This is a genomic window from Natronomonas amylolytica, from assembly GCF_037031205.1.
Lineage (GTDB): Archaea > Halobacteriota > Halobacteria > Halobacteriales > Haloarculaceae > Natronomonas > Natronomonas amylolytica.
The window spans coordinates 137457-163551 of the sequence record NZ_JAYEZM010000001.1; the positions used below are offsets into that span (position 1 = coordinate 137457).

The 26095-nt window shown below is 64.9% G+C and carries 30 protein-coding genes and 1 tRNA gene; 14 read left to right on the top strand and 17 right to left on the bottom strand.

What is annotated here, in order from left to right; all coding sequences use genetic code 11:
- Position 1: 1 nt before the first annotated feature.
- From U5914_RS00785 to U5914_RS00800, 4 genes are all read right to left on the bottom strand, one after another.
- Entirely contained in the window at positions 2-862 is an 861-nt protein-coding gene (locus U5914_RS00785; RefSeq protein WP_336133457.1) for a succinate dehydrogenase/fumarate reductase iron-sulfur subunit, read from the bottom strand.
- A 2-nt stretch (positions 863-864) separates the two neighbouring features.
- Positions 865-1230 (bottom strand): succinate dehydrogenase hydrophobic membrane anchor subunit, encoded by a 366-nt coding sequence (locus U5914_RS00790; protein ID WP_336133459.1) that lies wholly within the window; start codon positions 1228-1230, stop codon positions 865-867.
- 1 nt (position 1231) lies between these two features.
- Complete coding sequence (gene sdhC, locus U5914_RS00795) at positions 1232-1621, bottom strand: succinate dehydrogenase, cytochrome b556 subunit (protein WP_336133460.1); 390 nt, start codon at positions 1619-1621, stop codon at positions 1232-1234.
- A gap of 172 nt (positions 1622-1793) precedes the next feature.
- Complete coding sequence (locus U5914_RS00800) at positions 1794-2804, bottom strand: succinylglutamate desuccinylase/aspartoacylase family protein (protein ID WP_336133462.1); 1011 nt, start codon at positions 2802-2804, stop codon at positions 1794-1796.
- Between the two features lie 145 nt (positions 2805-2949).
- On the opposite strand from U5914_RS00800, the gene U5914_RS00805 reads away from it, so the two are divergent.
- The 6 genes from U5914_RS00805 (at position 2950) to U5914_RS00830 (ending at position 8568) form a co-directional block, all read left to right on the top strand.
- Positions 2950-4305 (top strand): RimK family alpha-L-glutamate ligase, encoded by a 1356-nt coding sequence (locus U5914_RS00805; protein ID WP_336133463.1) that lies wholly within the window; start codon positions 2950-2952, stop codon positions 4303-4305.
- Positions 4306-4363: 58 nt separating this feature from the next.
- The gene (gene glmU, locus U5914_RS00810; RefSeq protein ID WP_336133464.1) at positions 4364-5551 is read left to right on the top strand and encodes a bifunctional sugar-1-phosphate nucleotidylyltransferase/acetyltransferase; all 1188 of its coding nucleotides are present in this window, start codon (positions 4364-4366) and stop codon (positions 5549-5551) included.
- 106 nt (positions 5552-5657) lie between these two features.
- On the top strand, positions 5658-6521 hold the full coding sequence (locus U5914_RS00815) for an SDR family oxidoreductase (RefSeq protein ID WP_336133466.1): 864 nt from the start codon (positions 5658-5660) through the stop codon (positions 6519-6521).
- 76 nt (positions 6522-6597) lie between these two features.
- Positions 6598-6786 (top strand): DUF7576 family protein, encoded by a 189-nt coding sequence (locus U5914_RS00820; protein ID WP_336133468.1) that lies wholly within the window; start codon positions 6598-6600, stop codon positions 6784-6786.
- Between the two features lie 132 nt (positions 6787-6918).
- A complete protein-coding gene (locus U5914_RS00825) occupies positions 6919-7353 on the top strand; it encodes a CBS domain-containing protein (RefSeq protein WP_336133470.1) in 435 nt (144 codons plus the stop codon).
- A 60-nt stretch (positions 7354-7413) separates the two neighbouring features.
- Positions 7414-8568: an acyl-CoA dehydrogenase family protein gene (locus U5914_RS00830; RefSeq protein WP_336133471.1), complete on the top strand. Its 1155-nt coding sequence runs from the start codon at positions 7414-7416 to the stop codon at positions 8566-8568.
- Positions 8569-8583: 15 nt separating this feature from the next.
- Here U5914_RS00830 and U5914_RS00835 read toward each other — a convergent pair whose 3' ends face one another.
- Both U5914_RS00835 and U5914_RS00840 read right to left on the bottom strand, forming a co-directional pair.
- Positions 8584-9015 (bottom strand): hypothetical protein, encoded by a 432-nt coding sequence (locus tag U5914_RS00835; protein WP_336133472.1) that lies wholly within the window; start codon positions 9013-9015, stop codon positions 8584-8586.
- Between the two features lie 85 nt (positions 9016-9100).
- On the bottom strand, positions 9101-10714 hold the full coding sequence (locus U5914_RS00840) for an FAD-binding oxidoreductase (protein WP_336133474.1): 1614 nt from the start codon (positions 10712-10714) through the stop codon (positions 9101-9103).
- A gap of 139 nt (positions 10715-10853) precedes the next feature.
- On the opposite strand from U5914_RS00840, the gene U5914_RS00845 reads away from it, so the two are divergent.
- Positions 10854-11156 carry a hypothetical protein gene (locus U5914_RS00845; RefSeq protein WP_336133476.1) on the top strand — a complete coding sequence of 101 codons (303 nt, stop codon included), beginning with the start codon at positions 10854-10856 and terminating at the stop codon, positions 11154-11156.
- Positions 11157-11345: a hypothetical protein gene (locus tag U5914_RS00850; protein ID WP_336133478.1), complete on the top strand. Its 189-nt coding sequence runs from the start codon at positions 11157-11159 to the stop codon at positions 11343-11345.
- Between the two features lie 9 nt (positions 11346-11354).
- Here the strand turns inward: U5914_RS00850 and U5914_RS00855 are convergent, their stop codons facing one another.
- A complete protein-coding gene (locus tag U5914_RS00855) occupies positions 11355-12656 on the bottom strand; it encodes an MFS transporter (protein ID WP_336133480.1) in 1302 nt (433 codons plus the stop codon).
- A gap of 53 nt (positions 12657-12709) precedes the next feature.
- A complete protein-coding gene (locus tag U5914_RS00860) occupies positions 12710-13303 on the bottom strand; it encodes a hypothetical protein (protein ID WP_336133482.1) in 594 nt (197 codons plus the stop codon).
- A 108-nt stretch (positions 13304-13411) separates the two neighbouring features.
- Between U5914_RS00860 and U5914_RS00865 the strand changes: the two genes are divergently transcribed.
- Positions 13412-14494: a HAMP domain-containing sensor histidine kinase gene (locus U5914_RS00865; RefSeq protein ID WP_336133484.1), complete on the top strand. Its 1083-nt coding sequence runs from the start codon at positions 13412-13414 to the stop codon at positions 14492-14494.
- An 83-nt stretch (positions 14495-14577) separates the two neighbouring features.
- Positions 14578-15237, top strand: coding sequence for an HAD family hydrolase (locus tag U5914_RS00870; protein WP_336133486.1), 660 nt, complete (start codon positions 14578-14580; stop codon positions 15235-15237).
- Positions 15238-15247: 10 nt separating this feature from the next.
- Here U5914_RS00870 and U5914_RS00875 read toward each other — a convergent pair whose 3' ends face one another.
- From U5914_RS00875 to U5914_RS00890, 4 genes are read right to left on the bottom strand one after another with little or no spacing between them, the layout of a single operon-like run.
- Positions 15248-15952 carry a hypothetical protein gene (locus tag U5914_RS00875; RefSeq protein ID WP_336133487.1) on the bottom strand — a complete coding sequence of 235 codons (705 nt, stop codon included), beginning with the start codon at positions 15950-15952 and terminating at the stop codon, positions 15248-15250.
- A 56-nt stretch (positions 15953-16008) separates the two neighbouring features.
- On the bottom strand, positions 16009-16794 hold the full coding sequence (locus tag U5914_RS00880) for an ABC transporter permease subunit (RefSeq protein ID WP_336133488.1): 786 nt from the start codon (positions 16792-16794) through the stop codon (positions 16009-16011).
- Positions 16787-17704, bottom strand: a complete 918-nt coding sequence (locus U5914_RS00885) for an ABC transporter ATP-binding protein (protein WP_418766734.1) — start codon at positions 17702-17704, stop codon at positions 16787-16789. Before U5914_RS00885 ends, U5914_RS00880 begins: the two co-directional genes overlap by 8 nt.
- Positions 17705-17711: 7 nt before the next feature.
- The gene (locus U5914_RS00890) at positions 17712-19304 is read right to left on the bottom strand and encodes a COG1361 S-layer family protein (protein ID WP_336133491.1); all 1593 of its coding nucleotides are present in this window, start codon (positions 19302-19304) and stop codon (positions 17712-17714) included.
- A gap of 275 nt (positions 19305-19579) precedes the next feature.
- Here U5914_RS00890 and U5914_RS00895 point away from each other — a divergent pair, with 275 nt between their 5' ends.
- Positions 19580-19936 (top strand): DUF7522 family protein, encoded by a 357-nt coding sequence (locus tag U5914_RS00895; protein WP_336133492.1) that lies wholly within the window; start codon positions 19580-19582, stop codon positions 19934-19936.
- Positions 19937-20063: 127 nt separating this feature from the next.
- Positions 20064-20198, top strand: a complete 135-nt coding sequence (locus tag U5914_RS00900) for a hypothetical protein (RefSeq protein WP_336133493.1) — start codon at positions 20064-20066, stop codon at positions 20196-20198.
- A gap of 187 nt (positions 20199-20385) precedes the next feature.
- Here U5914_RS00900 and U5914_RS00905 read toward each other — a convergent pair whose 3' ends face one another.
- Positions 20386-21528 (bottom strand): acyl-CoA dehydrogenase family protein, encoded by a 1143-nt coding sequence (locus tag U5914_RS00905; protein WP_336133494.1) that lies wholly within the window; start codon positions 21526-21528, stop codon positions 20386-20388.
- A 207-nt stretch (positions 21529-21735) separates the two neighbouring features.
- Here U5914_RS00905 and U5914_RS00910 point away from each other — a divergent pair, with 207 nt between their 5' ends.
- The gene (locus U5914_RS00910) at positions 21736-22410 is read left to right on the top strand and encodes a hypothetical protein (protein WP_336133496.1); all 675 of its coding nucleotides are present in this window, start codon (positions 21736-21738) and stop codon (positions 22408-22410) included.
- A 111-nt stretch (positions 22411-22521) separates the two neighbouring features.
- Here U5914_RS00910 and U5914_RS00915 read toward each other — a convergent pair.
- The 4 genes from U5914_RS00915 to U5914_RS00930 all read right to left on the bottom strand — a co-directional run bounded on the left by U5914_RS00915 (position 22522) and on the right by U5914_RS00930 (position 24208).
- A tRNA-Trp gene (locus tag U5914_RS00915) sits at positions 22522-22703 on the bottom strand.
- Positions 22704-22820: 117 nt separating this feature from the next.
- Complete coding sequence (locus U5914_RS00920) at positions 22821-23045, bottom strand: DUF5795 family protein (protein ID WP_178291425.1); 225 nt, start codon at positions 23043-23045, stop codon at positions 22821-22823.
- 44 nt (positions 23046-23089) lie between these two features.
- The gene (locus U5914_RS00925; protein ID WP_336133499.1) at positions 23090-24013 is read right to left on the bottom strand and encodes a DUF5794 domain-containing protein; all 924 of its coding nucleotides are present in this window, start codon (positions 24011-24013) and stop codon (positions 23090-23092) included.
- A gap of 3 nt (positions 24014-24016) precedes the next feature.
- Positions 24017-24208: a DUF8099 family protein gene (locus U5914_RS00930; RefSeq protein ID WP_336133500.1), complete on the bottom strand. Its 192-nt coding sequence runs from the start codon at positions 24206-24208 to the stop codon at positions 24017-24019.
- Between the two features lie 296 nt (positions 24209-24504).
- On the opposite strand from U5914_RS00930, the gene guaB reads away from it, so the two are divergent.
- Positions 24505-25983: an IMP dehydrogenase gene (gene guaB, locus U5914_RS00935; protein WP_336133501.1), complete on the top strand. Its 1479-nt coding sequence runs from the start codon at positions 24505-24507 to the stop codon at positions 25981-25983.
- Positions 25984-26095 lie beyond the last annotated feature (112 nt).

The following is a 26095-nucleotide window of genomic DNA, read 5'->3' on the forward strand; positions in this document are numbered from 1 at the left end:
GTTACCAGAACTTGAGGTTGCTCTTGACCGCCTCGCGCTTGAGTTCCTGGATGTGCTCGGTCAGGGGGATGTCCTTCGGGCAGACCTCGGTACAGGAGAACTGGGTCTGGCACCGCCAGACGCCGTGTTCCTGCTCGATGATGTTGAGGCGGTGTTCCTTCATGTCCTCGCCTTCCCGCTTGTCCATCGCGAAGCGGTAGGCCTTGTTGATGGCTGCGGGGCCGAGATACTCGTTGTCGCCCGCGGCGATGTTGCAGGAGGACATACACGCGCTACACCAGATACAGCGCGTCGACATCTTAACCTTCTCGCGGTTCTCGCGGGACTGCCGCTGTTCTTCGTCGGCCGCGGGGAGGTCGTTGGTCTGGAAGTAGGGTTCGACGGCCTCCATCTGGTCGTAGAAGTGCTCCATGTCGACGACGAGGTCCTTGACGACCTCGGCGTGCGGGAGCGGTTCGATGCGAACGGGCCACTCGAGTTCGGACATCTGGGTCTTACAGCCGAGGCGCTGGGAGCCGTTGATGAAGAGCGCGTCGGAGCCACAGATGGCCTGACGACAGGAGTGTCGGAAGGTGAGACTGGAGTCGAAGTGGTCCCGGGCGTAGATGAGCGCGTCCAGCACCGTCATCCCCTTCGTGAAGGGGACGCGGAAGGTGTCGAACCGGGGGTCCTTCTTGCCCTCGACCTCGGGGTCGTAGCGGAAGACCTTGATCTTCACCGTCTCCTCGGTGTCGTCGAGGTCGGATTCCGCGCGTTCGCGCATGTCGGCACGTTCGCGCTTTTCTGCCATCCGGCGCTCCTGATGGGTGCTTTCCGTCTCCGGTTCCGTCTCGGCTTCTCCTTCGGTAACTTGCGTACTCATGATTAGACGAGGTTTGTCATGGCCGCGGCGACGCGGAAGCCCTGTGCGATGAGCACGAGACTCGCGACGACGAGCAGCCACTTGACGGCGGTTTTCGGGGTCCCGTCGAGACCCTGATTGACGAGGGCGTTGTAGACGCCGTTGACGCCGTGGAACGTGCCCGCGATGAGGAACAGCACCATCGTCAGGAAGTAGCCGACCTGACTCATCCGGGCTTGCGTGCCGGCGAAGGTGATTTCGGCTGCGTGGTTGACGAAGTGCAGCATTAGGAAGTGATACGCCAGCACGGCCACGAGGAACGCGGCCGTAATCCGCTGCAGCAGCCAGCGCGTGCCTTTCGGTTCGAACGAGGAGTAGTGTTCCGCCATCTTAGAGACCTCCGAGGAAGGTGGGGATACTCGCGACCGTGATGGCCGCCGAGACGATTAATGCGGCGTAGAACGCCTTGTCCTGTGCCTCAAGACCCACACCGAGGTCGACGAAGAGCAGGCGGACGCCGTTCAGGATATGGAAGACGGCGACGGCGAGGAGGCCGACCTCCAGAACGCGCACGACGAGGAAGCTCTCGAGGCTCTGAAGCGTCGTCGTGTACGTTCCGGCATCCACCGTGGCGGTGCTCAGAACGGCGATGTGCGTAAACAGGTAGCCGATGAGCACCCAGCCGGTGAACTTGTGGAAAACCCAAGCCCACATGCCGGCGGAGAACTCCTGCCACCGCCCGAAGTCCTCTATCAGACCTCGGTCGTACGATTGACTCATGCACGGGAGAGTGAGTACCCCGCCGGTATAGTAGTAACTATCTGCGAACGTATCACAGGCCGTATGCGGCAGTTATCACCGGCTATCGACGGCGGAGCGGCGCGGATAGACGGCGGGGGGACTTAAAAGAAGCCGCGTCGGAGGAAAGCCATAATTGATGGCCGTCTCGAGTTCAAGACCGCCTTGTGGTCTGGTCGCCCCGGAGGGCCCGCAACGTCACCTCGTCGAGGGCGACGAGATGACACAGCGGGTTGCCGGGGTAGACGAGCGGGTTCTCGAGAACGCCGACCAGCAGGCCGGTGAAGGGGGCCTTCACGACGGTCGTGTCAGTCTTGAAGGGGTTCGTGATGGTGCAGACGCGGTCGCCGGCCTCGACGAGCGACCCGCGGTCGTGGTGCATCTCGACGAGGCCGCCGGCGTCCGCGCGGAGCCACGTCTTCTCCTCGGAGCCGTTGATGACGACCCGCCAGCCGGGCCATTTGACCGGTTCGTTCTGCCGCATCTCGAACTCGGCCATCACCGACAGCACGCCCTCGAGGGCCTTGTCGATGAGCGCGCGCTGGAAGCGGTGGGCCTCGCCGAGTTCGATGGTTATCGTCGGCGTGCCCGCCTCGCTTGCCTCGCGACGGAGGGTGCCGCTGGGGCCCTCGCTGGAGATGATGACGTTCGAACCGAAGGCGTGCGCGATGCGGGCGACGTCGGCGTCGTCCGTATCACCCCGGACGTGGAGCATGTTCGTCCGGCCGCGCGTCGAGGTGTGGAAATCGAGGCCGAAGTCGCAGGGTTCGATGAAGTTCCGGAAGAGACGGTCGGCGATGCGTTTCGCGCTCGTCCCCGAGTCGTTGCCCGGGAACGAGCGATTGAGGTCCCGGTCGTAGATGGGGAGGTACCGCTCCTGTGCGATGAAGGCCGGAACGTTGAGGACGGGCAGACAGACGAGCGTGCCGGCCAGTTTCCCGTGGTCCCACTCGTGGGCGACCTCCCGGACGATTTCGATGCCGTTCAACTCGTCGCCGTGTGCGGCCGCCGAGAGGAATACGGTCGGTCCGTCGCGGTCGCCGTTGACGATGGTGACCGGCACCCGGACCGGGTCACCGAGGTACGTCTCGCTGACCGTGTAGCGGATGTTGGCCGTCTCGCCGGGAGCGACCGACCCGCCGTCGTAGGTGAACGCCTCGCTCATACGGGGGAGAGAGGGGATGGGTACATAAGGCCCTGCCCCACGAGGACGACCCGGCCGGTTCGTGGCCCGCGGTTCCGACCGGCGTTCTGGTATCTGTGAACACGCCCTCCGGTAGCGTTTTGGGCAAACCGCTCCGATAACGAGTATGTCTTCAGATATTACTGTCGGCGTGTTGAGTCTTCACAGTTCCAAGGAATCGAAGGCCATCCTCAACGCCGCCGACGCGCTCGGTTTCGACACCGAGTGGCTCCGCGCGGAGAACGCGTCCATCGGCATCGAGGACGGCGACGTGACCCTCGAACCGGACGTCGACATCGTCGTCAATCGCCTGTTGCTCTCGAAGGAAGAACAGCCCGCGGAGGCGCTCGGTCTGGCGACGATGCTCGACCGGATGCGTCCCATGCTGAACACGCCGACATCGACGATGACGGCCATCCACAAGTTCGCCAGCGGCACGGCACTCGCCGAGGCCGGCGTCCCGGTTCCCGACGCGTTCATGGCGCTTTCGTCCGACACGCTCAACGCCAACCGCGACCGCTTCGGCGACGAGGTCGTCTACAAGACGGCCATCGGCACCCACGGCGGCGGGACGTGGAAACTCGACACCGACGACCCCGTCAACCCCATGGTCGGTTCCCGGCAGGCGTTCCTGCAGGAACTTATCGAACACGACGAGAAACGCCACCACGACCTCCGCATCTACGTGGTCGGCGAGCGGGTCGTCGGGGCGATGAACCGGTATGCGGCGGAGGGCGAATGGCGGACCAACGTCGCCTTGGGCGGTGACGTCGAGGACGCGACCGAGGACCTCCCCGAGGAGGTCATCACGATGGCCAAACGCGCCTCCGACGTCGTCGGCCTCGATTACGCCGGCGTCGACATCGTACAGGGCGAGGACGGCTACTACGTCCTCGAGGTCAACCCCACCGCCGGCTTCCGCGGCCTTTATAAGGCAACCGGACGCTCGCCGGCGCCGGAGATAGCCGCACTCGCCATCGAGCGAGCGGGCGGGGACGTCGACCACGAACGCGTCCGCGAACTCACGGCGAACCTCGATGATTCCCGGCCGGCCTGCATGCCGAAAAAGCAGAAGGTACAGGCGGGCGAACCCCTCGTTATCGGCTACGTCGAGGAAGTCGTCGCGATGGGCACCACGGGTCAGAAGACGGTCCTCGCCAAATCCGACACTGGCGCGACCCGGACGAGCATCGACGCCCGCCTCGCCGCCGATATCGGGACCGGCCCCATCAAGGACATCGTGAAAATCAGGTCCGGTAGCGTCAAGAAGGGCAAATCCCGGCCCGTCGTCGACGTCGTCGTCGGTATCGGCGGCAAACAGCACACCGTTACTGCCAGCATCGAGGACCGCAGCCACATGGACTACCCCCTCCTGCTCGGCCGCGACATCCTCGGGGACTACCACGTCGACGTGCGCAAGCGGGCCGACGAGGACGAACCGGCGGCCCTCGGCGCCGAAGACGCGCTCGAAGAAGAGGAGTAAGCCCGAGACGGACGGCCGGACCACGCCCCTTTTCATGGCGCCGCCCGAGACGCCGGGTATGCAAACCGTCGTCCTCGCTGCGGGGGAAGGCACCCGGATGCGCCCGCTGACAGAAACCGTCCCCAAGCCGATGCTCCCGGTCGCCGACCGGCCGCTGTGTGCGCATACGGCCGACGCCGCCGTCGAGGCCGGCGCCTCCGAACTCGTCTTCGTCGTCGGCTACGAGGCAGAGGCCGTCCGCTCGTATTTCGGCGACGAGTACCGCGGGGTTCCCGTCTCCTTTGCCGTCCAAGAGGAACAACTCGGCACCGCCCACGCCGTCCGGGCGGCCCGCGACCACCTCGAGGAGGCCTTCGTCGTCCTCAACGGCGACAACCTCTACGACCCGGCGGGCGTCGACGCCCTCTTCGAGGCGGCACCCGCTATCGGCGCCATCGAGGTCGCCGAGCCGCGGAACTACGGCGTCCTCTCGACGGACGAGGGGGGCGACCGGATAACGGAGGTCGTCGAGAAACCGTCGGACCCGCCGTCGAACCTCGCCAACGCCGGCGCCTACGCGTTCCCCGCGGCGGCTCGCGAGTGGCTCGACGTCGAGAAAAGCGAGCGCGGCGAATACGAGATTACGGACGTCGTGGCCCGCGTCATCGAGGAATACGAGGTAGCGCCCGTGACGCTGAAGCGGTGGCTCGACGTCGGCCGACCGTGGGAACTGCTGGCGGCCAACGAGTGGAAACTCGGCGACCTCGACCGGCGGGTCGACGGCGAGGTCCGCGGCGACGCCGACCTCCGTGGGGACGTGGTCGTCGAGGAGGGCGCGGTCATCGAACCCGGCGTCGTCATCGAGGGGCCGGCGCTGGTCCGAGCGGGCGCCGAGGTCGGGCCGAACGCCTACGTCCGCGGTGCGACGCTTATCGGCGAGGACTGCCACATCGGCCACGGCGTCGAACTCAAGAACTCCGTCGTCATGGCCGGGTCGAACGTCCCGCATCTCTCCTACGTCGGCGACAGCCTGCTCGGAACCGACGTCAACCTCGGCGCGGGCACGCAGGTGGCGAACCTCCGACACGACGGGGCCGACGTGAAACAGACCGTCAAGGGCGACCGCGTCTCGACGGGCCGCCGGAAGTACGGCGTCGTCGCCGGCCCCGGCGCCAAGACGGCCATCAACACCAGCCTCGCACCGGGCCTCGTGCTGTCGGCCGGGGCGACGACGGCGCCCGGCGAGTCGGTCACTCGGGACCGCTGAGGACGTCCCGTCACGCACCACGAACGCCACTACTCGGTCGTCGTTTTCGTATGAACGTTGCCGTGACGCGTGCGGATTTAAGGGGACCGCCTCGAATGACGGGGACATGACGCTCAGCAAGCCCGACCTCTCGGGACAGACCGCGTTCATCACGGGGACGACCCGTGGCATCGGGAAAGCAATCGCCCTCTCCCTCGCCGAGCAGGGATGTAACATCGTCTCGACCGGCAAGACCAGCGAGAACGACGACTACGGCGAGGACAAGGACCTCGAAGGAACCATCGAACAGACCGCCCGCGAATGCGAGGAGAAGGGCGTCGAGGCGCTGCCCATCCAGTTGAACGTCCGCGACGAGGACAACGTCGAGGCCGCCGCACAGGAGGCCATCGACCACTTCGGCGAGGTCAACATCGTCATCAACAACGCCAGCGCCATCCAGATCGCCAACGTCGAGGACCTGCCGGCCAACCGCTTCGACCTGCTGACGGACGTCAACGTCCGCGGCACCTATCTGGTCTCGCGGGCCTTCCTCGACCACCTCAAGGAGGTCGACGACGCGTGGCTGTTGACGAACGCCCCGCCCGTGAACGTCGACCGCGCGCCCGGCGAGGCACCCTACGCGTGGTCGAAGATGGGCATGTCCTTCCTGACGCTGTCGCTGGATACGGAACTCAGCGGCCACGAGGTCGGCTGTAATTCCTTCTGGCCCGTCACGGCCATCGACACCCGCGCGACGCGGTACTTCGGGATGGGGACCGAAGACGACTGGCGGACCCCCGAAATCGTCTCGGATACCGTCCTCGAAATCCTCTCGCGGGACCCCGCCTCCTACTCCGGCAACGCCGTCTACGACGAGGAACTCCTGCGTGAGTGCGGCGTCGAGGACTTCTCGAAGTACAACCTCACCGAGGGCGACCCGGCACCGATGTCCGCCCAGATGTTCGACCCCGAGTACGAGCGACCGGAGTAAGCGGGCGTCGACGGTGGCTGGCACCGCCTGCGGGAACATAATCGTTCATATGGGTGCCAACGAAGTGTATCAGTAAATGGTGGACCCGACTTCGGACCTCGGAGAGGACGTCTCCGAGGACGACGCGCCGCGTTGTGAGGTATGTGACGACCCGATAGTAAACGAGACGACACACCGCGTCATCACGTGGGTCGAAGGCGGGAGCGTCCGGACCGCCCATTTCTGTTCGGAGACGTGTCACGGTGAGTGGAACGCCGACGACTGATACGGTTGGTGTGACAGAGTACCGGCGAGCGCGATGTAGCGGGCAGTCGTCGGTAAAAGACGACAACGGCCCGTATGACGCGGGCGTTGAAGGAAGCCGTAGGCTTTTGCGAACTCGCACACATATGCATCTATGGCCGAACGAGACGCGAACGTGGAGACCCTGATGAGTTCGCCCGTCGAGACCATCGCCCCGGACGCGACCATCGCGGAGGCCGCCCGCGTGCTGACCGCGGAAGGCATCGGCTCGCTCGTCGTCGGCGACGAGCAGTTGACCGGCATCGTCACCGAATCGGACGTCGTCGCGTCGGTCGCTGACGAGATGGACCCCGACACACCCGTCTCCGAGATCATGTCCGACCCGGTCGTCACGATTCGCCGAATCGACACCCTGCAGGTGGCCGCCGAGCGGATGGGCCACAACGGCGTCAAGAAGCTTCCCGTCGTCGAGGACGGCGCCGCCATCGGCATCATCACCACCACCGACCTCGCGCTGCACCTCCCGGACTTTCAGGTCAGTATGGCCCATCAGGCCGAACCCGACATCGTTGACGGCGAGTGGGAGTAGGCCCGCAACCGGACCCGAACCGTCCCCGGATTTTATTCTCCATCCTCCCTATGGGAGGGTATGGATTTCGAACTCTCAGACGAACAGCAGCAGATTCGCGAGGAGGTCCGCCGCTTCGCCGAAAACGAGATTCGTCCGGTCGCCACGGAGTACGACCGCGAGGAGAAGGCGCCCCTCGACCTCATCGAGAAGGGCGCCCAGATGGGACTGACGGGCGCCCAGATTCCCATCGAATACGGCGGTGCCGGCTACGATACGCTCGATGTCGCCCTCGTCGTCGAGGAACTCTACGCCGCCGACCCCGGCATCGGTGGCAGCATCCTCGGCACCGCCTTCGGCAGCGAGGCCATCATCGCCTTCGGCAGCGACGACCAGAAGGAACGCTGGCTGCCGGACCTCGCGGCGGGTGATGCCATCTGTGGGTCGGCCATCTCCGAACCCCACGCCGGCAGCGACGTGGCCTCCATCTCTACCCGCGCCGAGAAAGATGGGGACGAGTGGGTCATCAACGGCAACAAGATGTGGATCACCAACGGCTCCATCGGTGACTTCTTCGTCGTCCTCTGCAAGACGGACCCCGACGCCGAGGGCCGCTACAACGGCTTCTCACAGATCGTCGTCGAGTCCGACCGCGACGGCTTCGAAGCCGACAAAATCACCGGGAAGATGGGCATTCGCGCCTCCGACACCGCCGAACTCATCTTCGACGACGTTCGCGTCCCCGAGGAGAACCTCGTCGGCACTCGCGGCGCCGGCTTCCTCCAGCAGATGCAGTTCTTCGACGAAACCCGGACGCAGGTGGCCGCCCAGGGCGTCGGTATCGCCAAAGGCGCCGCCGAGCGCGCCCTCGAATACGCCCAAGAACGCGAACAGTTCGGCCGCCCCATCGGCGACTTTCAGGCCATCCAGCACAAACTCGCCGACATGCACACCGAGGCCGAAGCCGCACGCCAGTTGACGTACAAATCGGCGTGGTCGGTCGACCACAAGGACGAGCAGTTGACCATGCTCGCCTCGATGGCCAAGGAGTACGCCTCTCGCATTGCCGTCCGGAACGCCAACGAGTGCGTCCAGATTCACGGCGGTTCCGGATACGTCGACGACTTCGACGCCGAACGGCTCTATCGGGACGCCAAAATCACCCAAATCTACGAGGGCACCTCCGAGATTCAGAAGAACGTCATCGCTCGCGAGTTGCAGGGCAAGGGGATGTGACAGCGCGGTCGTCCCTCAGGACTCGCCTTTGACCGTCACCGCCGTCTCCTCGTAGCGAGGATCTTCTTCACCGTCGATATCGAACTCGAAGCCGAAGCGATAGGAGTCCGGTGGTGTTTCCGGACTGGTTCGAATCGGTACCGTCCCTTCGACATCCAGTCCCGAAAACGACCAGTGAGGCGGATGGGCCTGCCAGACGACGTCCGGCGACGGGTCGAAACTCGCCTCACCGAGGGACAGCGGCCCATCCCGTCGGAACGCCTCGGGGAACTCGGCGATGTGAAGTCCCGAAAGGTTCGGCGCCGCGACGGAGATGGTCGCCGTCTCGCCCTGCTCGACGGTCGCCTCTGTGACCGATATCGTCTCGACGCTAGTCCCGAGAGAGCACCCGGCGAGCGCGGACGTGAGGGAGACGGCAGTCGCGGCGAGAAACGTGCGACGTTTCATAATAGGCGGGTCGTTCGACTCCGATAAATACCCATCTCAGCATCAAACGGGCGTTTGACCGTCGATGTCGGCCGTTCACACCCTGCTACAACAATGCACCGGGGTTCATGATGCCGTCCGGGTCCAGCGTCCGCTTCATCGACCGGAGGGCGTCGAGATACTCGTCGGGTACTTCCTCGTGGTAGTGGCCCTTATGAACCCGGCCGACGGCGTGGTGGTGGGTGATTGTCGCGCCGTACTCCATCAGCGTGTCCGAGGCGGCTTGCTTGATGGTCCGCCACTGGTCGAGTTCCTCGCCGACCTCGGCGGGCGCGATGAGGGTGTAGTAGGGCGCGGGGCCGTCCTCGTAGACGTGGGTGAAGCGACAGGACATGAAGCCGGTGCCACATTCGGCTTCCATCGCGCCGACGACGTTCTCCTGGAGGGCCTCGTGGAGGTCGGGGAACTGCTCCCACGTGACGGCCGTCTCGAAGGTGTCGACCAGCACGCCCATCGAGACGAGGCCGTTGAACCGGTAGGGCGCCTCGAAGAAGGCATCGCGCCACGACCCCTCCGAAGAATCCTCACGGTCGCGTTCTTTCCCGCCCTTCGAGCGGTCCTCGACGGTCGGGCCCTCCGGACAGGTGCCGCCGTGTTCTTCGGCAATCGCCATCGCGCGGTCGAGGTCGTCGCCGACGGGGTGGTCGGTCGATTCGAAGCCCAACACGAGCAGGTGGCTCCCGTCGAAGGCCAGTTCGTTCAGCATGGCCTCGTTGCTGTCCAGCAGGCGGCAGTTGGCGGGATAGAGCCGCGCCTGCACGATTTCGCGGGTCGCATCGACGGCGTCCCAGTAGTCGTCGAAGTACATCGTCGCGCGGGCACGGTGGTGCGGTCGGGGCTGGACCCGTGTCCAGCCCTCGGTGATGACGCCGAAGGCGCCCTCGCTGCCGAGTAAAAAGCGGTTGGGGTCGGGGCCGGCCCCGGAGGCTGGTAGCCGTCGGGTTTCGAGGCCCCCGGCGGGCGTGACCGCGCGCACCGACTCGACGAAATCGTCGATGTGCGTATACCGCGTCGCGAAGTGGCCGCCGGCGCGGGTCGCGACCCACCCGCCGAACGTCGAGAACTCGTAGGACTGGGGGTAGTGGCGCAACTGGAGGTCGTGGTCGGCGAGTTGGGCCTGAATCTCGGGGCCCGTCGCGCCGGCCTGAATCCGCGCGCTCCGGGAGTGCTCGTCGACCTCCAGCACGGAATTCATCTCCCGCATGTCGAGACAGAGCACGCCGGCGTAGCCGTCGCCGCCGCACTCGACGCCGCCGACGACGCTGGTGCCGCCGCCGAATGGGACGACCGCGACGTTCTCGGCGGTCGCCCACGCGATGGCGTCCTCGACCTCGCTCTCGTTTCGGGGGGTGGCGACGATATCGGGCGCCGGCGAGAAGTCGCCGTGAAACCCTCGAACGAGGTCACGATACCCCTTGCCGTAGGTTCTGCTGGCTCGCGCCCGGCGGTCCGTCGTGGCGAAGGCGGCCAGTTCGTCGGGCACGTCGAGGCGGGGGTCGGGAATGTCGACGTCCGCCAGCGACGGGTACTCCATCATCGGCAGTTCCGGAAACCCGAGCAGTCCTTCGAGTTGCTCCTTCATCTCCCGTCTGTCCTCGTCGTCGGGGAGTCGGTCCTCGTAGCCCCACGCCCAGAAACTCCGCCGTCGGTCGTCGGTCATAGAGTCGTGTGAACAGTAAACGTACATAACGTTGGTGCCGGCCATCGACGCCCGGGTGAACGGTAGTCGGTGCCGCGGCACACGCCCGGCCACGAAGGGAAAACGTTGTATCAGGACCGGCCCACGTCGGGATATACGCATGCTTCCGCTTCACTCCGGACATCCGGGCTCGGAATCGGTACTCATCGTGGCGCTCGCGCTCGTCGTCGTCGCCGCGGCCATCGCACTCACGCGTGACGGCTGGTCGCGGGTCGGCGCGCTCGCCGGCGTGGCCCTGCTGTCGGCCGGCACGCGCGGCCTCATCGGGGGCCTCGGCTTCGGGGGCGCCGAATGGGTCCACCTCGGCGCCCACGGCCTCGAAATCGGTGCAATCGCGCTGACGGCCATCACCGCCTACTACGCGCTTTTCGACGCCCGGACTGCGACGACGGCCGATACGTAGATGCGACTCGAGACCCGAACGCGTCGCCAGCTTATCACCCTCCTCGTCGCGGCGCTTGCCGCCCTCGTCGTCCGCGTCGTCGCCGCTCGGTTCGGCGCGCCGACGGCCGTCGACCGGGGACTCTACGCTGTCGCTCTCGGCTGTCTAATCGGCTGTGTACTCGTTCTCTTGCGGGAATCCCGGTCGTAGACTGCAGCGCTAGTCGTCGACGCCCGAGGTGCGTCCGGCCGTCGACTCCGCTCCGTTCTCGCCGACCAGCGGCAGGAACTCGCCGGTCTCGCGGCGAACGCCCACAAGGAGGACGACGGCCGCTATCAGCGGGAGGACCGCACACGCGATGTAGACCGGCCAGAAGCCCACTGCCTCGACGAGCGGCAGCGAGACCATCGGGCCGAGTCCGCCGCCGATGTCGCCGAAGACGTTGTTGGTGCCGACGGCCCGACCCATCCGGTCCTCGGGCGTCAGGTCGGCAAGGAGCGCCATCAGCGGGCCGCTCGTGCCGCCCTGACCGGCGCCGATGAGCAGGCAGGCGACGGTCAGCAACGATACGGACTGGGCGACCGCGAAGAGGACCAGCCCGACGAAGGTGATAAAGAGGAAGGCCAACAGCGCGGGCATCCGCGAGCCTCGGCGGTCGCTGATGTAGCCGCTGAGGAACATGAAGACGGCCGCGGCAATGACCGTAACCGCCATGAACAGCCCGGAGGTGCCCTGTGCGTCCAGTCCGTAGACGCCGATGTCGTTCTCCTCGAGGAAGAGCACGAGCGTCGCAAAGAGGACGCCGATGTACGCGAAGAGGACGGCGAAGTTCACGAGGCCGATGGTGACGGAGGGCAGCGAGGTATCGACGTCCCACGGTTTGACCGACTGTCGGGGAGTGCCCTCGACGTGGGTTTCGGGGACGGCGAGGTAGGCGAGGACGCTGGCCAGGAGGGCGAAGGCGGTGGCGACGACGAAGGCCGCGACGGTGCCGTAGAGTTCGCTCACGAGGCCGCCGACGACGAGGCCGGTCGGAAAGCCGAAGATGACGCCGCCGCGGATGAGCCCCATGTTCGTTCCCCGCGTATCGCTGTCGCTGAGGTCGGCGGCGATGGTGTAGGCCGTCGCGAAGACCAGGGCGCTGCCGAACCCCCAGCCGATTCGGGCGGCGAGGAACCACGCCGCAGGGAGGCCGGAGTACATGGCGACGATGTAGCCGCCGGTGCCGACGCCCTGAATCGCCAGTCCGACGACGAAGGGCGTCCGGGTGCCGACCCGGTCGACGACGATGCCGGCCGGTGCGTTGGCGAAGAGTCGCGAAAAGCGGTTGGCGCTGAGGATGAGGCCGACCATGAACGGCGAGATGCCGAGGACCTTGCCGAGGTTCGGCAGGATGGGGAAGATGACGCCGCCGCCGAAGCCGACGAAGAAGGTACTGGCGATGACCGTCGCGATGACCGTGTACTGCCGGTCACCGCTCCGGAGTCGCGCTCGGAGGCCCTCAGCGTCGCCGGTAGTCACGTCTTGACTGACCGGTCAGTCAAGTAAGACGGTTTCGGATTCGGCGGCCCGAACTACTCTCCGAGTTTGTCGCGGGCGGTCTCGACCGCGTCGGCGACCGCGATGCGGTCCTCGTAGCCACAGCGGTCGGCCCACTCGCGGCCGTCGTAGCCGCGAACCTCGATACCGTAGTAGGCCCACGCCTCGTTGGGGAGCAAACCCGCATCGAGCAGGCGATTGATAAGGGCCTCGACGAGACGCTGGCCGGCCTCGGCGTCGTCGGGTTTGGCGGCGACTATCGGGTCCGACCCCTCGAAGTCGCGGTCGGTCAGGCGGGTGGCGGCCTGATGGTGGACGACCCGGAGAATCGTCCGGTCGACGCTGTCGTACCAGTCGCAGTCGTCGAGCAGGCGGTTCCACGCCGTCCGACCGTCGTCCCGAAAGACGACGACGGCGCCGGTATCGCGGACGACATTGAGGTCGCCGTGGCGGACCGCATCGAGGTGGGCCGACCAGTCGGCTTCGAGGGTGGTCTGGAGGGTTTCGAGCCGCGAGCGGGCCTCGGCGACCGACAGCGCGTCGGGGTGGTCGGGGTCGTCGTAGTGGTCGATGACGGCGGCGATCTCCGCGTCGGTGAAGTGGGTGGCCGCCCCGTCGGCGTCGGTCATGCTCGTGGCGAACGTGCCACGCCCCTCGTATAAATCGTCGGGGATGGACGGCCATCACGGTGCGTTATGGCCGTCACCTATACTTCGGCGCGCCCCCACGAAGGAAGCGTGTCAACGCCCGGCAGTCGGAAGCGGTGGGGGGCGCTGTTCGTCACGCTCGGTGTGACGCTGGCAGCCGCCGGCCTGACCTTCTGGTTCGCGTGGGGGCTGCCGACCGCCGGGTCGTACAATCAGGCCGTGCTGGGCATCGTCGTCCACGTCCTGTTCGGCTATATCGTCGTGATGTCGGGGCTAACTATCTACCGGAGCGACCTCGCGGTCTCGGAGTGTTGGGTCGCCGCCAAGTGGTGTCTCGGCGGCTTCCTCTTCATGTCGAGTTTCGTCGTTTGGGCATCCGTCCCCGAGATTCGCGCCGGCGGCATCTCGCTCGCCTTCGCCAACCAGTTCGTCATCGTCGGGTCGGTCGGCGCCGCGGCGGGCGTCCTCATCGGCCTCAATCGCGGGCAGGCCGCCCAGAACGCTCGCCTCGTCGAGGATACGAGAGACCAACGCGAGACGCTTCGGTTCCTCCTGCGGCTCGTTCGCCACGACATCAAGAACGACCTCGCCGTCATCGGCGGCTTCGCCGACCGACTGGAGGGACAGTACGACGCCGACCCCGAGGAACTCGCACTGATTCAGGAGCGCACCGACGCCGCCCGGAGCCTGCTGGAGACCGCCGACACGATAATCGAATCCGAAACCGGCCAGTTGACGACCGAACCCGTGGACCTGTCGGTGGCCCTTCGCGAACAGGTCGACGCGCTCGAGACCACCTATCCGGACCTCGCCGTCGACGCCGACATCGACGACGACCTGCGAGTGGCCGCCAACGAACTCATCGACGAGGTGTTCTGGAACGTCCTCGAAAACGCCGCCGAACACAACGACGTCTCGGGGCTGACCGTCAGCGTCACGACCGAACGCGTCGGCGAGACCGTCGAGGTCGCCATCGCCGACGACGGGGGCGGAATTCCCGAGGGAATCCTCGAATCGGCGTTCGAGCCGTCGATTCAGCGCCCCGAAAGCGAGGGCGACGGACTCGGCCTCTATCTCGTCCGGAAACTGGTCGAGACCTGCGACGGGAGCGTCACCATCGAGGACAGTGACCCCTCGGGGACCGCCTTCCGGATTCGCCTCCCCGCCGCGTGAGCCGGCGAACCCGTCGGTAGCGCGTGCGACGTAGCCACAGCCGACCGAAACGGTGAACTCCGGGCGCCGAGAAGCGACGTCCGTTGCCCGACTACGATACCCTCCTCTTCGACAACGACGGCGTCCTCGTGGAGCCGCCTGCCTTCGAGACGCAGTCGGCGGCCATCCGCGAGGCCTTTCGGTCGGTCGGCATCGACGCGCCCGACCCCGACCACGTTGCCGCGGTCTGCAGCGGCGTCACCGTCGATACCCTCAACGAACTCGGTTCGACCTACGGCGTCGACCCTGAGACGCTGTGGGACGCCCGCGAACGCCACGACGAGCGGTCGCAGTTCGAGCAGTTCGAGGCCGGCGTTCGCGGGACCTACGACGACGTCGACGTTCTCGCTGACCTCGCCCACCCCTGTGGCGTCGTCAGCAACAACCACCACAGCACCGTCGAGTTCGTGCTGGACCACTTCGACCTCGATGCGCACTTCGAGACCTACTACGGCCGGCCGAAGACCATCGAGAGCCTCCGCCGCAAGAAGCCGAACACCCACTATCTCGACCGCGCGATGGCCGACCTCGGCGGCGAATCCGCCCTCTACGTCGGCGACAGCGGAAGCGACGTGCTGGCGGCCGAAAACGCCGGCATGGACTCCGCCTTCGTCCGCCGCGAACACAGCCGTGACGTCGACCCGCCGGTCGAGCCAACTTACGAAATCGAGACGCTTTCGGCGCTGCCGTCGCTGTTGGAATAAGTCGAGTTGGTCACTCCCCAACCGCGTCGAACCGATTCCGAACCTCGGCTTTCAGTTCGCCGACGATGCGCTCTTCGGCAGTCGTCATCGACCGGACCGCCTCGTCGGTGTACTCGATGGTGACGGTCGGCAGCGACGGCAACAGCCGACTCGTCAGTATCTCGTTGGGGTCCAGCCCCGCCTCGAAGACGAACGAGCCCTCGAACGCCCGAATCGGCGCAGTAAACCGGACCGCGTCGTCGACGAGCGCCATCGCGGCCGTTCGGTCCAGCGACGCCTCGGCGGCCGCCCAGAAATCCGCTTCGGGACTGGCGACCAGCGGTTCGATGCCCTCGGCGAGTCGCGCCAGCCGCGTCAGGGTCGCATCGGCGACAGCGTCCCGCGTGTCCGCCGACACCTCCGGCTTCAGGGCGCCCATGTAGTTGTCGTGAGCCAGCAGGTCCTCCTCGAAGGCCGTCAGGTCTGCGTCGCTCTCGACGTAATCCAGCAGAATCGAGAACTGCCGGATGGTCCGCTCGCGATAGGTGTCGAGTTCGGGTTCGACGACGTGTCGCTCCAGCAGGTCGGAGTTGTTCCGGAGTCGGTCGACGAGAGCGCCGCCCGGCCCGAGCGTCGTTCCGTCGAGAGCGCGGCCGACGCTGAACTCCTCGTGGGTCGCATCGAGCGTCCGGTTCGTGAACCGCTCGAAGCCGGTCTCCGCCGCGCGGCGAGTCATTGCCCGGTTTATGTCGAGCATCCGCAAAGAGGTGTCGGCCGGGTGCTCGCGGCCGGTCAGATGTCCCGCCGCTGGAACAGAATCTGGCTGAGCAACATCAGGCCGAGAAACGCCACGAGGAGTATCCCGCTGTCGATGAGGTCGTAGGAGCCGTCGATCAAAAGCGGGGTCGGCTCGTAGTAGTGCGTCGGGCTGATGTACTGAATCCAGTCGTACTGGTCGGCCCCGCCGACCACCGACTCGACGAGGAACAGCGCGAACACGACGCCGAGGGCGCCTCGCTCGGCCAGCGCCGCGCGGCTTGCCACCACGGAGAAGACCAGCCCGACCGCGGCACAGACGAGGAGGTACGGAACCGACAGCAGGTGGGTCAATGCGAGATGCGTCGGGTCGATGGGTTCTCCGATGGCCGAGGCGAAGACGTATATCGCCGCCCCGACGACCACGTTGACGGTGAGTATCGGGAAGAGCAACGAGACGAACTTCTCGGCGAGCAGTCGCGCCCGCGAAATCGGCAGCGAGAGCAGCAGGTCCATCCGTTCGTTCTCGATGTCGCTGGCGATCGTTCCGCCCGCGACGTAGGCGAAGTACAGCCCCAGCCCAAGCACCCACACGAAGTTGTAGACCTCCGCGCCGAGGAACCCCTCGATAGTGTTCAGCGTCTGGATGCCGAAGGCCTCCAGCATTGCCGGCGGGAGCTCCTGAAAGACCTCCTCGATGGCGACGTCCTCCAGCACGGTGAAGTACCAGACGATAAATCCCGCGTAGATGCTGATGGCGACCGAAAGGTAGACCGACCCCTTGAGACGGCGGCCGACCTCGTAGCGGGTCGTCTCAAACATCGGTCCCCTCCGGGTTGTCTGCCGTATCCGTCTCCCCCGCGCCGTAATAGTGAATGAAGACGTCTTCTATCGGCGGCTCACCGATGTCTACGTCCCGGATATCGTACGCCGCGAGTTCACGAATGAGCGTGTTGTACTCGCCGGTATAGATGAACTGGACGCCGTCGGGAAACGGGGTGGCGTCGACGACGCCGTCGAGGGTTTCGAGGCGTTCGACGGCCTCGTCGGTGGTGTGGACACGGACGCGCTTGCCGCCCTGCTTCATGAGCGTCTCGATGTCCTCGAGTTCGATGAGCCGTCCCTCCCGGATGATGCCGACGCGGTCGCAGATGCGCCGCACCTCGCTCAGCACGTGCGACGAGAAGAACACCGTCGTGCCGTGCTGGCGTTCGTTCCTGACGAACTCGTTGAACTCCTCCTGTTTCAGCGGGTCGAGTCCCGAGGTTGGCTCGTCCATGAGCACCAAATCAGGGTCGTGCATGAACGCCTGAATCAGCCCGAGCATCCGCTTGTTCCCGGTCGAGTACTCCCGAATCGGGCGTTCGAGCGGGGGCGTGAATATCTCGAGGAGTTCCTCGAGTCGGCCGTCGCCTTTCATCGAGGCGTGGTAGTCGAGCACCTCGTTTCCGGTGACCTCCTCGTTGAACCCGAGATGGTCCGGCAGGTAGCCGATTCGCTGTTTCGCCTCGATGAGCGCGGCTTCGTCGTGGATGTCCGCCCCCAGTACCGACGCCGTCCCCGACGTGGGTTTCAACAATCCGAGCAGCAGCCGAATCGTCGTCGATTTGCCGGAGCCGTTCGGACCGAGGAACCCGAATATCTCCCCTTCTTCGACGGTAAATGACAGGGAATCGTTCGCCAGGACGCTCCCGTAATCCTTCGAGAGGTCCTCGACTTCGATGGGAGGCATGGTCGGGCTATCGCTTCCCATAGAACCACCACGCCCCGGCGGCGACGACCACCAGCAGGACGCCGAAGATGACGAACTCGACGGGGAAGTCCTCCCCACCGGTTTCGGTCACGGTGACGGCGACCGTCGACGGGCGGGCCGTGTTGGTGTCGCCGTCGGTATCGACGTAGGTCGTCTCGACCGTCGCCGGATAGCGACTCGCCGGGGCGTCACCATCCACTTCGAGGTCGAAGGCGACCCGACCGGTCTCGCCGGGCTGGAGGGACGGGACGACGGTCGTCCGGAACTCGCTCGTCAGCGGTTCCTCGGCGGCGAGCGTGAGCCGCACGTCGCGAATCTCGACGTCGCGCTGGTTCGTAACCTCGAGTTCGAGAACACCCTCCTCGCCGGCATCGAACCGCGGTTCGACCGCTCGCACCGCGACCGCGTCCCGGCGCTCGGCGACGGGGACGTGCATCGACCCCTGTGTCTGGCGTTCCTCGTCCGAACGCGTCCGGTACCGGGTCGTAACGTCGATGCGCTGGGGGACCGCGTCCCCCTCGGGGGGAACCGCGCCTCGGAACCGGAACGTCGCGGACTCGCCGGCGGCGATATCACCGACGGCGTAGGTCGGACTCCGGGGTGCGAACTGGGACTCCCCGAGCGAGAGGACGACGTCGTTCACGTCCGCCGGGCCATCGTTCCGTATCACGCCCCGTACCGTCCCGGTCTCCCCGACGCGGAGCGTCGACTCGTTGACCGACAGCGAGAACGCCTGCTCGGCGTTCGGCCGGACGCCGACGGACAGGCCCTCGTCGGTGCCCCGAATGCCGTCGGGGTCGGTGAACCGAACCGTTCCCGTCAGCGCCAGACTCCGCGGCGAGACGTCGGGGCGGACGCCCACGTCGTAGGTGACAGTCGCGTTCTCGCCGGGTGCCAGTCGGTCGATTCGGGCGGTGTTCCCCGCTGATTCACCCAACGCGGCGTCACTGCTCGTCGATTCCACGGCGACGGTGAGGTCGCGTGCGGGTTCGCCCCCGACGTTCCGCACCTCCGTCACGAGCGTCCCGGACCCGCCGACCTGCACGTCGCTGTCGACCGTCCGCAGTTCGAAGCGGGGGCTGTCGTCGATGGTCACGTCGATGCGTTCCCGCTCGGTTCGCGACCGCTCCTGTGTCACGCCGCTCCGTGGCGCGGAGACGGACGTGTACGAATACCGGAGGCGAACGTCGAGGGAGTACTCTCCGGGGTCGACGTCCTCCGGAACGGTAACGGTAATCGGGACCTCACGAACGGCCCCGTCGGCCATCGAACCTATCGCCTGTCGGTCCGTTTCGACGGTGAACGGAACGTCGTCGTCCGCGACCGCGACGGTGACGCTGCGTGCGGTCGTCACCACGCCCCGTCGCGCGTCGGGACCGGCCGCCAACTCGCCGTCGTTGGCGACCTGCACGGTGAGCGTCGACGTGCTGCCCGGCGTCAGCGTCGATTCGGGCGCGTACGCGTCGAGGTCCGGTTCGCCACGAACGAACCGCGCGTCCTCCTGTGCGACGCCGAGTCCCGCTACGACCCCGACGAGGAGGGCCGACAGGAACACCAGTCGAACGAACCTAGTGCTCATCGACCGTCCTCGCTCGGCCGCGTCGCCGTTCCCCGATGGAGCATCTTGGTGGACATCTTCTCTCCCCCCATTATTAACAGGTGTCCGGAATCCTACGACCCGAGACACATTATCTCTTGGCACGATGCGCCGCACGTTTCGTACGAACGTCGAACTACCGGGGATTCGGTGCTACGTATCGGTTCCCAACTCGGGGCCCGATTCGGCTCTCTGCTGTCGAGGTGCCCTAAAATCGTCGGGAGTATCCTTATTCGTATCAGACCAGTTTCGGAGGTATGGGGAACTACATCGAGGCCTTCGAAGCGTTCGGCGACGACGAACTGCGGATGGTCTCGACACACGACGCGACCAACTACGAGCTGCAGTACGTCCGGGAGGACCTTCGGGACGCGTTCACGGGCGAGGAACTGGACACCGCCCACCGGAACCTCGTCGCGAATCAGGTCTCCTCGGAGGATTTCAGTCAGGCGGTCGACCACGGGAGATTGGAATCCCAGCAGTTCTTCTTCGAGGACGTTCTCGCGTTCATCTTCCCGGCGTCTCGCTACGACGGCGTCCTGGTATCATACGACCGCGAAGGGTCCATCCCGGTCGCCGACGTGGTCGAGACCGGCATCGAAGTGCTGGATTGACCTCGGTCCCACCACTGGAGACCGAGACAGTCAGCCGTCGGCGACCACGAAGGTAGCCCTTACTCCCCGAACGAGCGGGATATGAATATCATAATTATAAATGAAGGAATTGAACGGGTGGACACGGATGTACGAGATAAACTGTGCTGACTGTGGCCGAATCGGCTTCCACCCGTCCCGCGTTGGCGCGCAGTCACGCGCCGACACCCACGTCGACGAGACGGACCACGACTGCGACATCGCCCCGATGACCGACGCCTGATACGGATTATTTAACGGTTTATCGGTCACCACCAGTGCGCATCGGTGATGGCCAATAAAAGAGACAATAATCCGTACGAGTCCGATTCCGAGACGCAGCGACTCACAACGCCACCGGTTGGGCGACGGGGCGAGGACGCCAACCACCGCCGGGCGGTAGGTCGGGATTCGACCCCGAAGACGGGTGCCTACTGCCGTGAATGGCGAGCGAAGACGGCATCCGCTAGGGCGTCCTTGTGACCCTCGTTCGGACCGCCCGCGATGGTGAGCAGGCGAGCGTCCCGAAGATACCGCTCGACGTGGCGCTCGCTCGTGTACCCGATGCCGCCGTGGAGTTGCATCGCGTCGTTGGCGTTGTCGACCGCCGCCTGCGTCGCGTTGACTTTCGCCATGCTGAACTCCCGGCTCACGTCCGCTCCGCGGTCGGCACGGTCGGCCGCCCGGAGCGTGAGCAGGCGTGCCGTATCGACGCGTTCGGCCATCTTTCCGACTTCCCATCGGACGCCCTGAAACTCGCTTATCGACTGGTCGTACTGCTGCCGTCGACTCGTGTATTCGACGGTATCCTCGAGGGCCGCTCGTGCGATACCCACACCGCGTGCAGGGACGTTCACCCCGTTTTTGACACGCCCGCGCTCGACGTAGGCCTCGCCCTCCTCGCCGACCCGCCGGCCGTCGGAGACCCGAACCCCCGAAAGCGAGACCTTCACGGCCTTCGCGCTCCGGGCCCCCAGCGTGTCCCAGACGCTCTCGACCTCGAAGGCCTCCACCGGGACGAGAAAGGCACTCACGTTGTGCGGGGCCGCCTCCTCCGGGCCCGTCTTCGCGTACGTGAGGACGACGTCGGCGTCGAGGTAGTTCGTCACCCAGCGCTTGTGGCCGTTCAACACCCACTCGTCGCCGTCGCGCTCGGCCGTCGTCTCCATCCTCGATTTGTCGCTGCCCGCGTTCTCCTCGCTCAACCCGAGCGCGCCCACCGTATCGTAGGTCGCCATCTCCGGCAGGAACTCCTCGCGCTGGTCGTCGGTGCCGAACCGTTCGATGACGGTCGCGACGCCGAGATGCAGCGCGACGGTGCTCGCGACCGACATCATCGCCGCCGAGAGCTCCTCGGTCATCAACGCCAGTTCGACCAATCCCTCGCCACGTCCGCCGTACTCCTCGGGCAGGGTCAGTCCGGTCAGCCGTCTATCCCCGAGTTCGGCGAGGATATCGGCGGGGTACTCGCCCTGCTGGTCGAGTTCGATTGCCCGTGGCCGGATTTCCTCCTGTGCAAACGTTCGCACCTCGTCACGGAGGGACTGTTGGGCCGCTGTTAGCTGGAACTGCATGGGTGGAGGTGGCTCCGTGTTCTGTTAGTTCTTGGTGCGGAGAATCAGATAATTTGATTCACCCTCTTCAAAAGCACTTAGTGGATTCTACAATCTCGCGGCGGGACTATTAGAATCTCGGGATTAACCGAAGTTCGCTGTAAGCGACCAATCGTCTGTTATATTCAAATATGTATTTAAGTGATTGTAGGATAATTTTGTGTTAGTATGGAAGAGGATGAGATAGACAGATACAATCACGTAATGTACTTTTCTAAGTCGCATATTAACCAATTCTTTACCGAGAACGTCTCTGAATCCGATAAAATATCTATATCTAAATCAGAGGATTCGGGGTCAAGTATTGAAATCGGAATAGATACATTTGCAAAGTTGAATGCGGAGTTTTCTGGAGAGGTCGGTAGTGAGGAAATTCACCAAATCAATTTTAATGATTCGTTCCTCCAAGTCAAAAAGTCAATGAATTTACTAGATGAGTCAGATCAGGTCTACCCAGTATCTTCTCTTAAAGAAAAGAAGGCGTCTCCGTCCGGTCTGTACTATTTTGATTGCCCGCTTCAATTGATTCCAACTGAGAGCCCATTTGATGATAAGAATTACATCGAAGTTATCGGTAAACATGGTGGTGTAGAATTTTCTGGGACTACTTCAGTTGGGAACTGGGGCTCAAGAAGTCATGCCGTGACCGCTACAAAGACGGAGGACCCATATCCCTTCAAAGGTGTTTTGAAGCCAATAAAACTCAAAAGAGAGGGAATTGAGTCAATAACCTTCTCCGTCCAATTTCTCTATATCCTCGCCCCAGATATAGAGGAAAGTCAACGATGGAGAGAATATCAGGACCTCCTCAAGAAACACCCTGGATTTGAGGACGGACAATAAGTCAGTATCCCGCGCACCATGAGTGGAGTAGCCCCTAATCGAAGATATGCTGTTATGACCTATCTTATAGACTAAATCACAATCTGTGTGTTGAGTAAGTCGGAAAGGAAGTGGGGACGGAGGGATTTGAACCCCCGATCTACTGATATCTCCGGTGTAGCGCCTCGGGTCTCCAGAGGGTCGTCAACGCGGAAGCGGTGATCAGCCGTCCGCTCGGTATATCAGTCTGGAGTCTCGTCACCGGGCGCGTGGCCTCTGGAGTCAGCCGCCATGCCTGGCTTGGCCACGTCCCCTCGGGTATTCCTATTTCGGGTTTCCCTAAAGGGGTTTCGATTCGCAGTATTGTGCCGAGGGCGGACGGGGACGGAGGGATTCGAATCCCCGAGCTACTGAAATCTCCAGCGGGGAAATCAGCGGTCCGTCTCGGACCACGAGCAGTCCTGACACTTGTACCCCGTAATAAATTCGGTCACGCTGGGCATGTAGCCCACCTTGAGGACGTCGCCGCCGCAGTCGGGACACTCGCGGTCGGCCTCCTCGATGTCCTCGGCGTCCATGACGGATTCGCCCTCGATGAGTTCGGCGAGTTTGCCCGGCGTGACCATGCGACCCTCGACGACGCGGTTGTCGGCCATACCGAACGGGAGGGGCGGAGAAACCTAATTGCAGCGATGCGACCCTACAGCCACGGCGCGCGGTCGCCCTCGTCGATGCCGGGCGAGTCGTCCTCGGAGCGGTCCGACTCCTCGGCGACTTCCTCGGGGAGGGGCCCCTCGACAGCGGCATCGGCGAGGGCGGATTCGGCGTTGCCGCCGTCCGCGGCGGCGGGCGTCTCGGTCGCCGATTCGATGGCCTCGGCGTCCATCGCGCCCTCGGGGTTGAACGCCAGCAGGCCGGTGATGGCGAGGACGACCAGCGCCAGCGGTTCCTCACCCGTGATGGGGCCGATTTCGAGGATGGTCAGCGGGAGGACGCCCAGCGCGACCGCGCTGCCGAAGCGGAAGCGGTCGATGTCGACGTTGCCGCGGAGCCACGGGCCGAACATGGCGACGGCCAGCGCGAAGGACACGCCGATGAGGGCGGCGCCGGTGCCGTAGACGACGTAAATCGGCTCGGAGACGTACGCGAACTCGAAGCCGTTGGGCCGGAAGCTCCCGATGAGGCCGAGGCCGATTATGACGCTGGGGTTCGGCAGGTATTCGCCGATGGTCGAACTGGCGGTCTTGGCGGCGATAGCGAGGATGACGAGCGCCGCGAACCGCTCGAAGATGGCGAGGTTCAGCACCGACTCGATGGTCGGGGCGATGGCGGCCTGCAGGGCGGCGCCGGGGACGACGACCGCACCCACGAGCAGGACGTTCTTGGCGCGCTTGCGGCGGCTACCCTCCATCTCGGCGAGGACGACCGCGAGGGTCGCACTCCCGCCGAAGATGAGCAGCCCGACCTCGACCATGCCGAGGATGCCGGAGACCGCACCGGCGATGATGAGGGCTGCGAAGATACCGTCGATGAGGGGCAGCGCCATGACGGTCGCGAGGAGGCGCGTCCCCTCACCGACCTGCCGCTCGAGGCGTAAGGCTATCGGGTGGCGTGAGGCACTCATGCGTCAGGCTGGATAGCCCTCACCGTGGGACGAACGGTGGTAATCGCCGCGATACCCTCTGGGGTCTCGGATGGAGAGCCAGTCGAGTGCGGCGTTCTCCGCTTTATTTGTCCCGATCGCGAAATTAAATGTAATGCCGGTGGCGAAGCTGGTCTTGCCGGCGATACGCTGTGCGATGGGACTAACGGAGTCCATACATCACGAAAGAATTGATTGGAACATAAATGTTGTGTGAAACACGTCCCCACACACCGAACGAATATCCATCCTCCAACCGTTTCGGTTGAGGAACCGACGAGGTTACCGGAATAAGCGGACGGTCATCCATCCGTGGCAGGTGGCGTACAGATTCCGACATCGATGATTGTCTGTTGGCGCCGCGTGCCGCCACCGCAGTGGGGAGCAAACCGGTCGCCGCCCCGTCGTGGCCTCACATACCGTGCCGCTGGCGCTCTCGCAACGCTTTTGGGCGGCGCCGCCTGACCGTTTACATGGCGAGCGACGAGCCGTTCTCGGAGAAACTCCGCGTACCAGAGGCATTGACGTTCGACGACGTTCTTCTTCGGCCGAAGGAAAGCCGCGTCGAGCCCGACGCGGCGGACATGACGACCCGCGTGTCGACGAACGTGACGCTGAACATCCCGGTTCTCTCGGCGGCGATGGACACCGTCACCGAGGCCGAACTGGCGACAGAGATGGCCCGACAGGGCGGCCTCGGCGTCCTCCATCGCAACATGACCGTCGAACAGATGGTCGAGGAAGTCGAGGAGGTCAAACGCGCCGACGAACTCATCATCCGCGACGTGGTGACCGCCTCGCCGGACCAGACCGTCCGGGAGGTCGACACCATGATGGAGCGAGAGGGCGTCTCCGGCGCCCCCGTCGTCGACGAGGATGACACCGTTCTCGGCATCATCTCGGGCACCGACATCCGCCCGTACCTCGAAGTCGGCGAAAGCGACCTCGTCCGCGAGGCGATGACCGACGAGGTCATCACCGCCCACGAGGAGGTCACCCCGCGACAGGCGCTCGAACTCATGTACGAACACAAGATCGAGCGCGTGCCCATCGTCGACGAGGACAACCACCTCACCGGCCTCGTCACGATGGCCGGCATCCTCGCACGCCGCGAATACGACAGCGCCGCCCGCGACGATGACGGCTCGCTCGTCGTCGGCGTCGCCGTCGGCCCCTTCGAGGCCGACCGTGCACAGGCCGCCGACGAGGCCGGCGCGGACATCGTATTCATCGACTGCGCGCACGCACACAACCTCGACGTCATCGACACCGCCCGCGAAATCAAGGCGGAAGTCGACGCCGACGTCGTCGTCGGCAACGTCGGCACCCGCGAGGCCGCCGAGGAAATCGTCGACTTCGCCGACGGCGTCAAGGTCGGCATCGGCCCCGGCTCCATCTGTACGACCCGCATCGTCTCCGGGTCCGGCATGCCCCAGATTACGGCCGTCGCCGAGGTGGCCGACGTGGCCAGCCAACACGACGTGCCCGTCATCGCCGACGGCGGCATCCGCTACTCCGGCGACGCCATCAAGGCCATCGCCGCCGGCGCCGACGCCGTCATGCTCGGCTCCTACTTCGCCGGGACCGCCGAGGCCCCCGGCCGCATCATCACCCGCAACGGCAAGCGCTACAAGCAGTACCGCGGCATGGGCTCGGTCGGCGCCATGAACGACGGCGGCGGCGAACGCTACCTCAAAGAGGACGAAGAAAACGAGGAGTTCGTCCCCGAGGGCGTCGAGGCCGCAACGCCGTACAAGGGCTCGCTCTCCTCGGAACTCCACCAGCTCGTCGGCGGTATGCAGTCCGGGATGGGCTACGTCGGCGCCGAGACGATTCCGGAGTTCAAGGAGCGCTCGGAGTTCGTCCGCGTCTCCTCGGCCGGCCAGACCGAAAGCCACGCCCACGACGTCGTCATCACCGACGAAGCGCCGAACTACAGCCCCGATACCTGAACAGGACGCGCAACGCACGGTCACGGCATTCGTTCGCCCACGTTTTTCGACCCGCACACGCTGGCCGTTCCTGACGCTCGATACCACCTACCACAGTAGAGCTTTCGCGCTC

Coding starts and splice junctions, on each gene's coding strand:
- U5914_RS00825 (WP_336133470.1), top strand. CDS start 6,919: ATGGCCGAACGAGACGCGAACGTGGAGACCCTGATGAGTTCGCCCGTC.
- U5914_RS00925 (WP_336133499.1), bottom strand. CDS start 24,013: ATGAGTGCCTCACGCCACCCGATAGCCTTACGCCTCGAGCGGCAGGTC.
- U5914_RS00845 (WP_336133476.1), top strand. CDS start 10,854: ATGCTTCCGCTTCACTCCGGACATCCGGGCTCGGAATCGGTACTCATC.
- guaB (WP_336133501.1), top strand. CDS start 24,505: ATGGCGAGCGACGAGCCGTTCTCGGAGAAACTCCGCGTACCAGAGGCA.
- U5914_RS00830 (WP_336133471.1), top strand. CDS start 7,414: ATGGATTTCGAACTCTCAGACGAACAGCAGCAGATTCGCGAGGAGGTC.
- U5914_RS00800 (WP_336133462.1), bottom strand. CDS start 2,804: ATGAGCGAGGCGTTCACCTACGACGGCGGGTCGGTCGCTCCCGGCGAG.
- U5914_RS00890 (WP_336133491.1), bottom strand. CDS start 19,304: ATGAGCACTAGGTTCGTTCGACTGGTGTTCCTGTCGGCCCTCCTCGTC.
- sdhC (WP_336133460.1), bottom strand. CDS start 1,621: ATGAGTCAATCGTACGACCGAGGTCTGATAGAGGACTTCGGGCGGTGG.
- U5914_RS00860 (WP_336133482.1), bottom strand. CDS start 13,303: ATGACCGACGCCGACGGGGCGGCCACCCACTTCACCGACGCGGAGATC.
- U5914_RS00835 (WP_336133472.1), bottom strand. CDS start 9,015: ATGAAACGTCGCACGTTTCTCGCCGCGACTGCCGTCTCCCTCACGTCC.
- U5914_RS00895 (WP_336133492.1), top strand. CDS start 19,580: ATGGGGAACTACATCGAGGCCTTCGAAGCGTTCGGCGACGACGAACTG.
- glmU (WP_336133464.1), top strand. CDS start 4,364: ATGCAAACCGTCGTCCTCGCTGCGGGGGAAGGCACCCGGATGCGCCCG.
- U5914_RS00805 (WP_336133463.1), top strand. CDS start 2,950: ATGTCTTCAGATATTACTGTCGGCGTGTTGAGTCTTCACAGTTCCAAG.
- U5914_RS00815 (WP_336133466.1), top strand. CDS start 5,658: ATGACGCTCAGCAAGCCCGACCTCTCGGGACAGACCGCGTTCATCACG.
- U5914_RS00880 (WP_336133488.1), bottom strand. CDS start 16,794: ATGTTTGAGACGACCCGCTACGAGGTCGGCCGCCGTCTCAAGGGGTCG.
- U5914_RS00930 (WP_336133500.1), bottom strand. CDS start 24,208: ATGGACTCCGTTAGTCCCATCGCACAGCGTATCGCCGGCAAGACCAGC.
- U5914_RS00885 (WP_418766734.1), bottom strand. CDS start 17,704: ATGCCTCCCATCGAAGTCGAGGACCTCTCGAAGGATTACGGGAGCGTC.
- U5914_RS00840 (WP_336133474.1), bottom strand. CDS start 10,714: ATGACCGACGACCGACGGCGGAGTTTCTGGGCGTGGGGCTACGAGGAC.
- U5914_RS00850 (WP_336133478.1), top strand. CDS start 11,157: ATGCGACTCGAGACCCGAACGCGTCGCCAGCTTATCACCCTCCTCGTC.
- U5914_RS00790 (WP_336133459.1), bottom strand. CDS start 1,230: ATGGCGGAACACTACTCCTCGTTCGAACCGAAAGGCACGCGCTGGCTG.
- U5914_RS00820 (WP_336133468.1), top strand. CDS start 6,598: ATGGTGGACCCGACTTCGGACCTCGGAGAGGACGTCTCCGAGGACGAC.
- U5914_RS00900 (WP_336133493.1), top strand. CDS start 20,064: ATGTACGAGATAAACTGTGCTGACTGTGGCCGAATCGGCTTCCACCCG.
- U5914_RS00910 (WP_336133496.1), top strand. CDS start 21,736: ATGGAAGAGGATGAGATAGACAGATACAATCACGTAATGTACTTTTCT.
- U5914_RS00905 (WP_336133494.1), bottom strand. CDS start 21,528: ATGCAGTTCCAGCTAACAGCGGCCCAACAGTCCCTCCGTGACGAGGTG.
- U5914_RS00920 (WP_178291425.1), bottom strand. CDS start 23,045: ATGGCCGACAACCGCGTCGTCGAGGGTCGCATGGTCACGCCGGGCAAA.
- U5914_RS00785 (WP_336133457.1), bottom strand. CDS start 862: ATGAGTACGCAAGTTACCGAAGGAGAAGCCGAGACGGAACCGGAGACG.
- U5914_RS00875 (WP_336133487.1), bottom strand. CDS start 15,952: ATGACTCGCCGCGCGGCGGAGACCGGCTTCGAGCGGTTCACGAACCGG.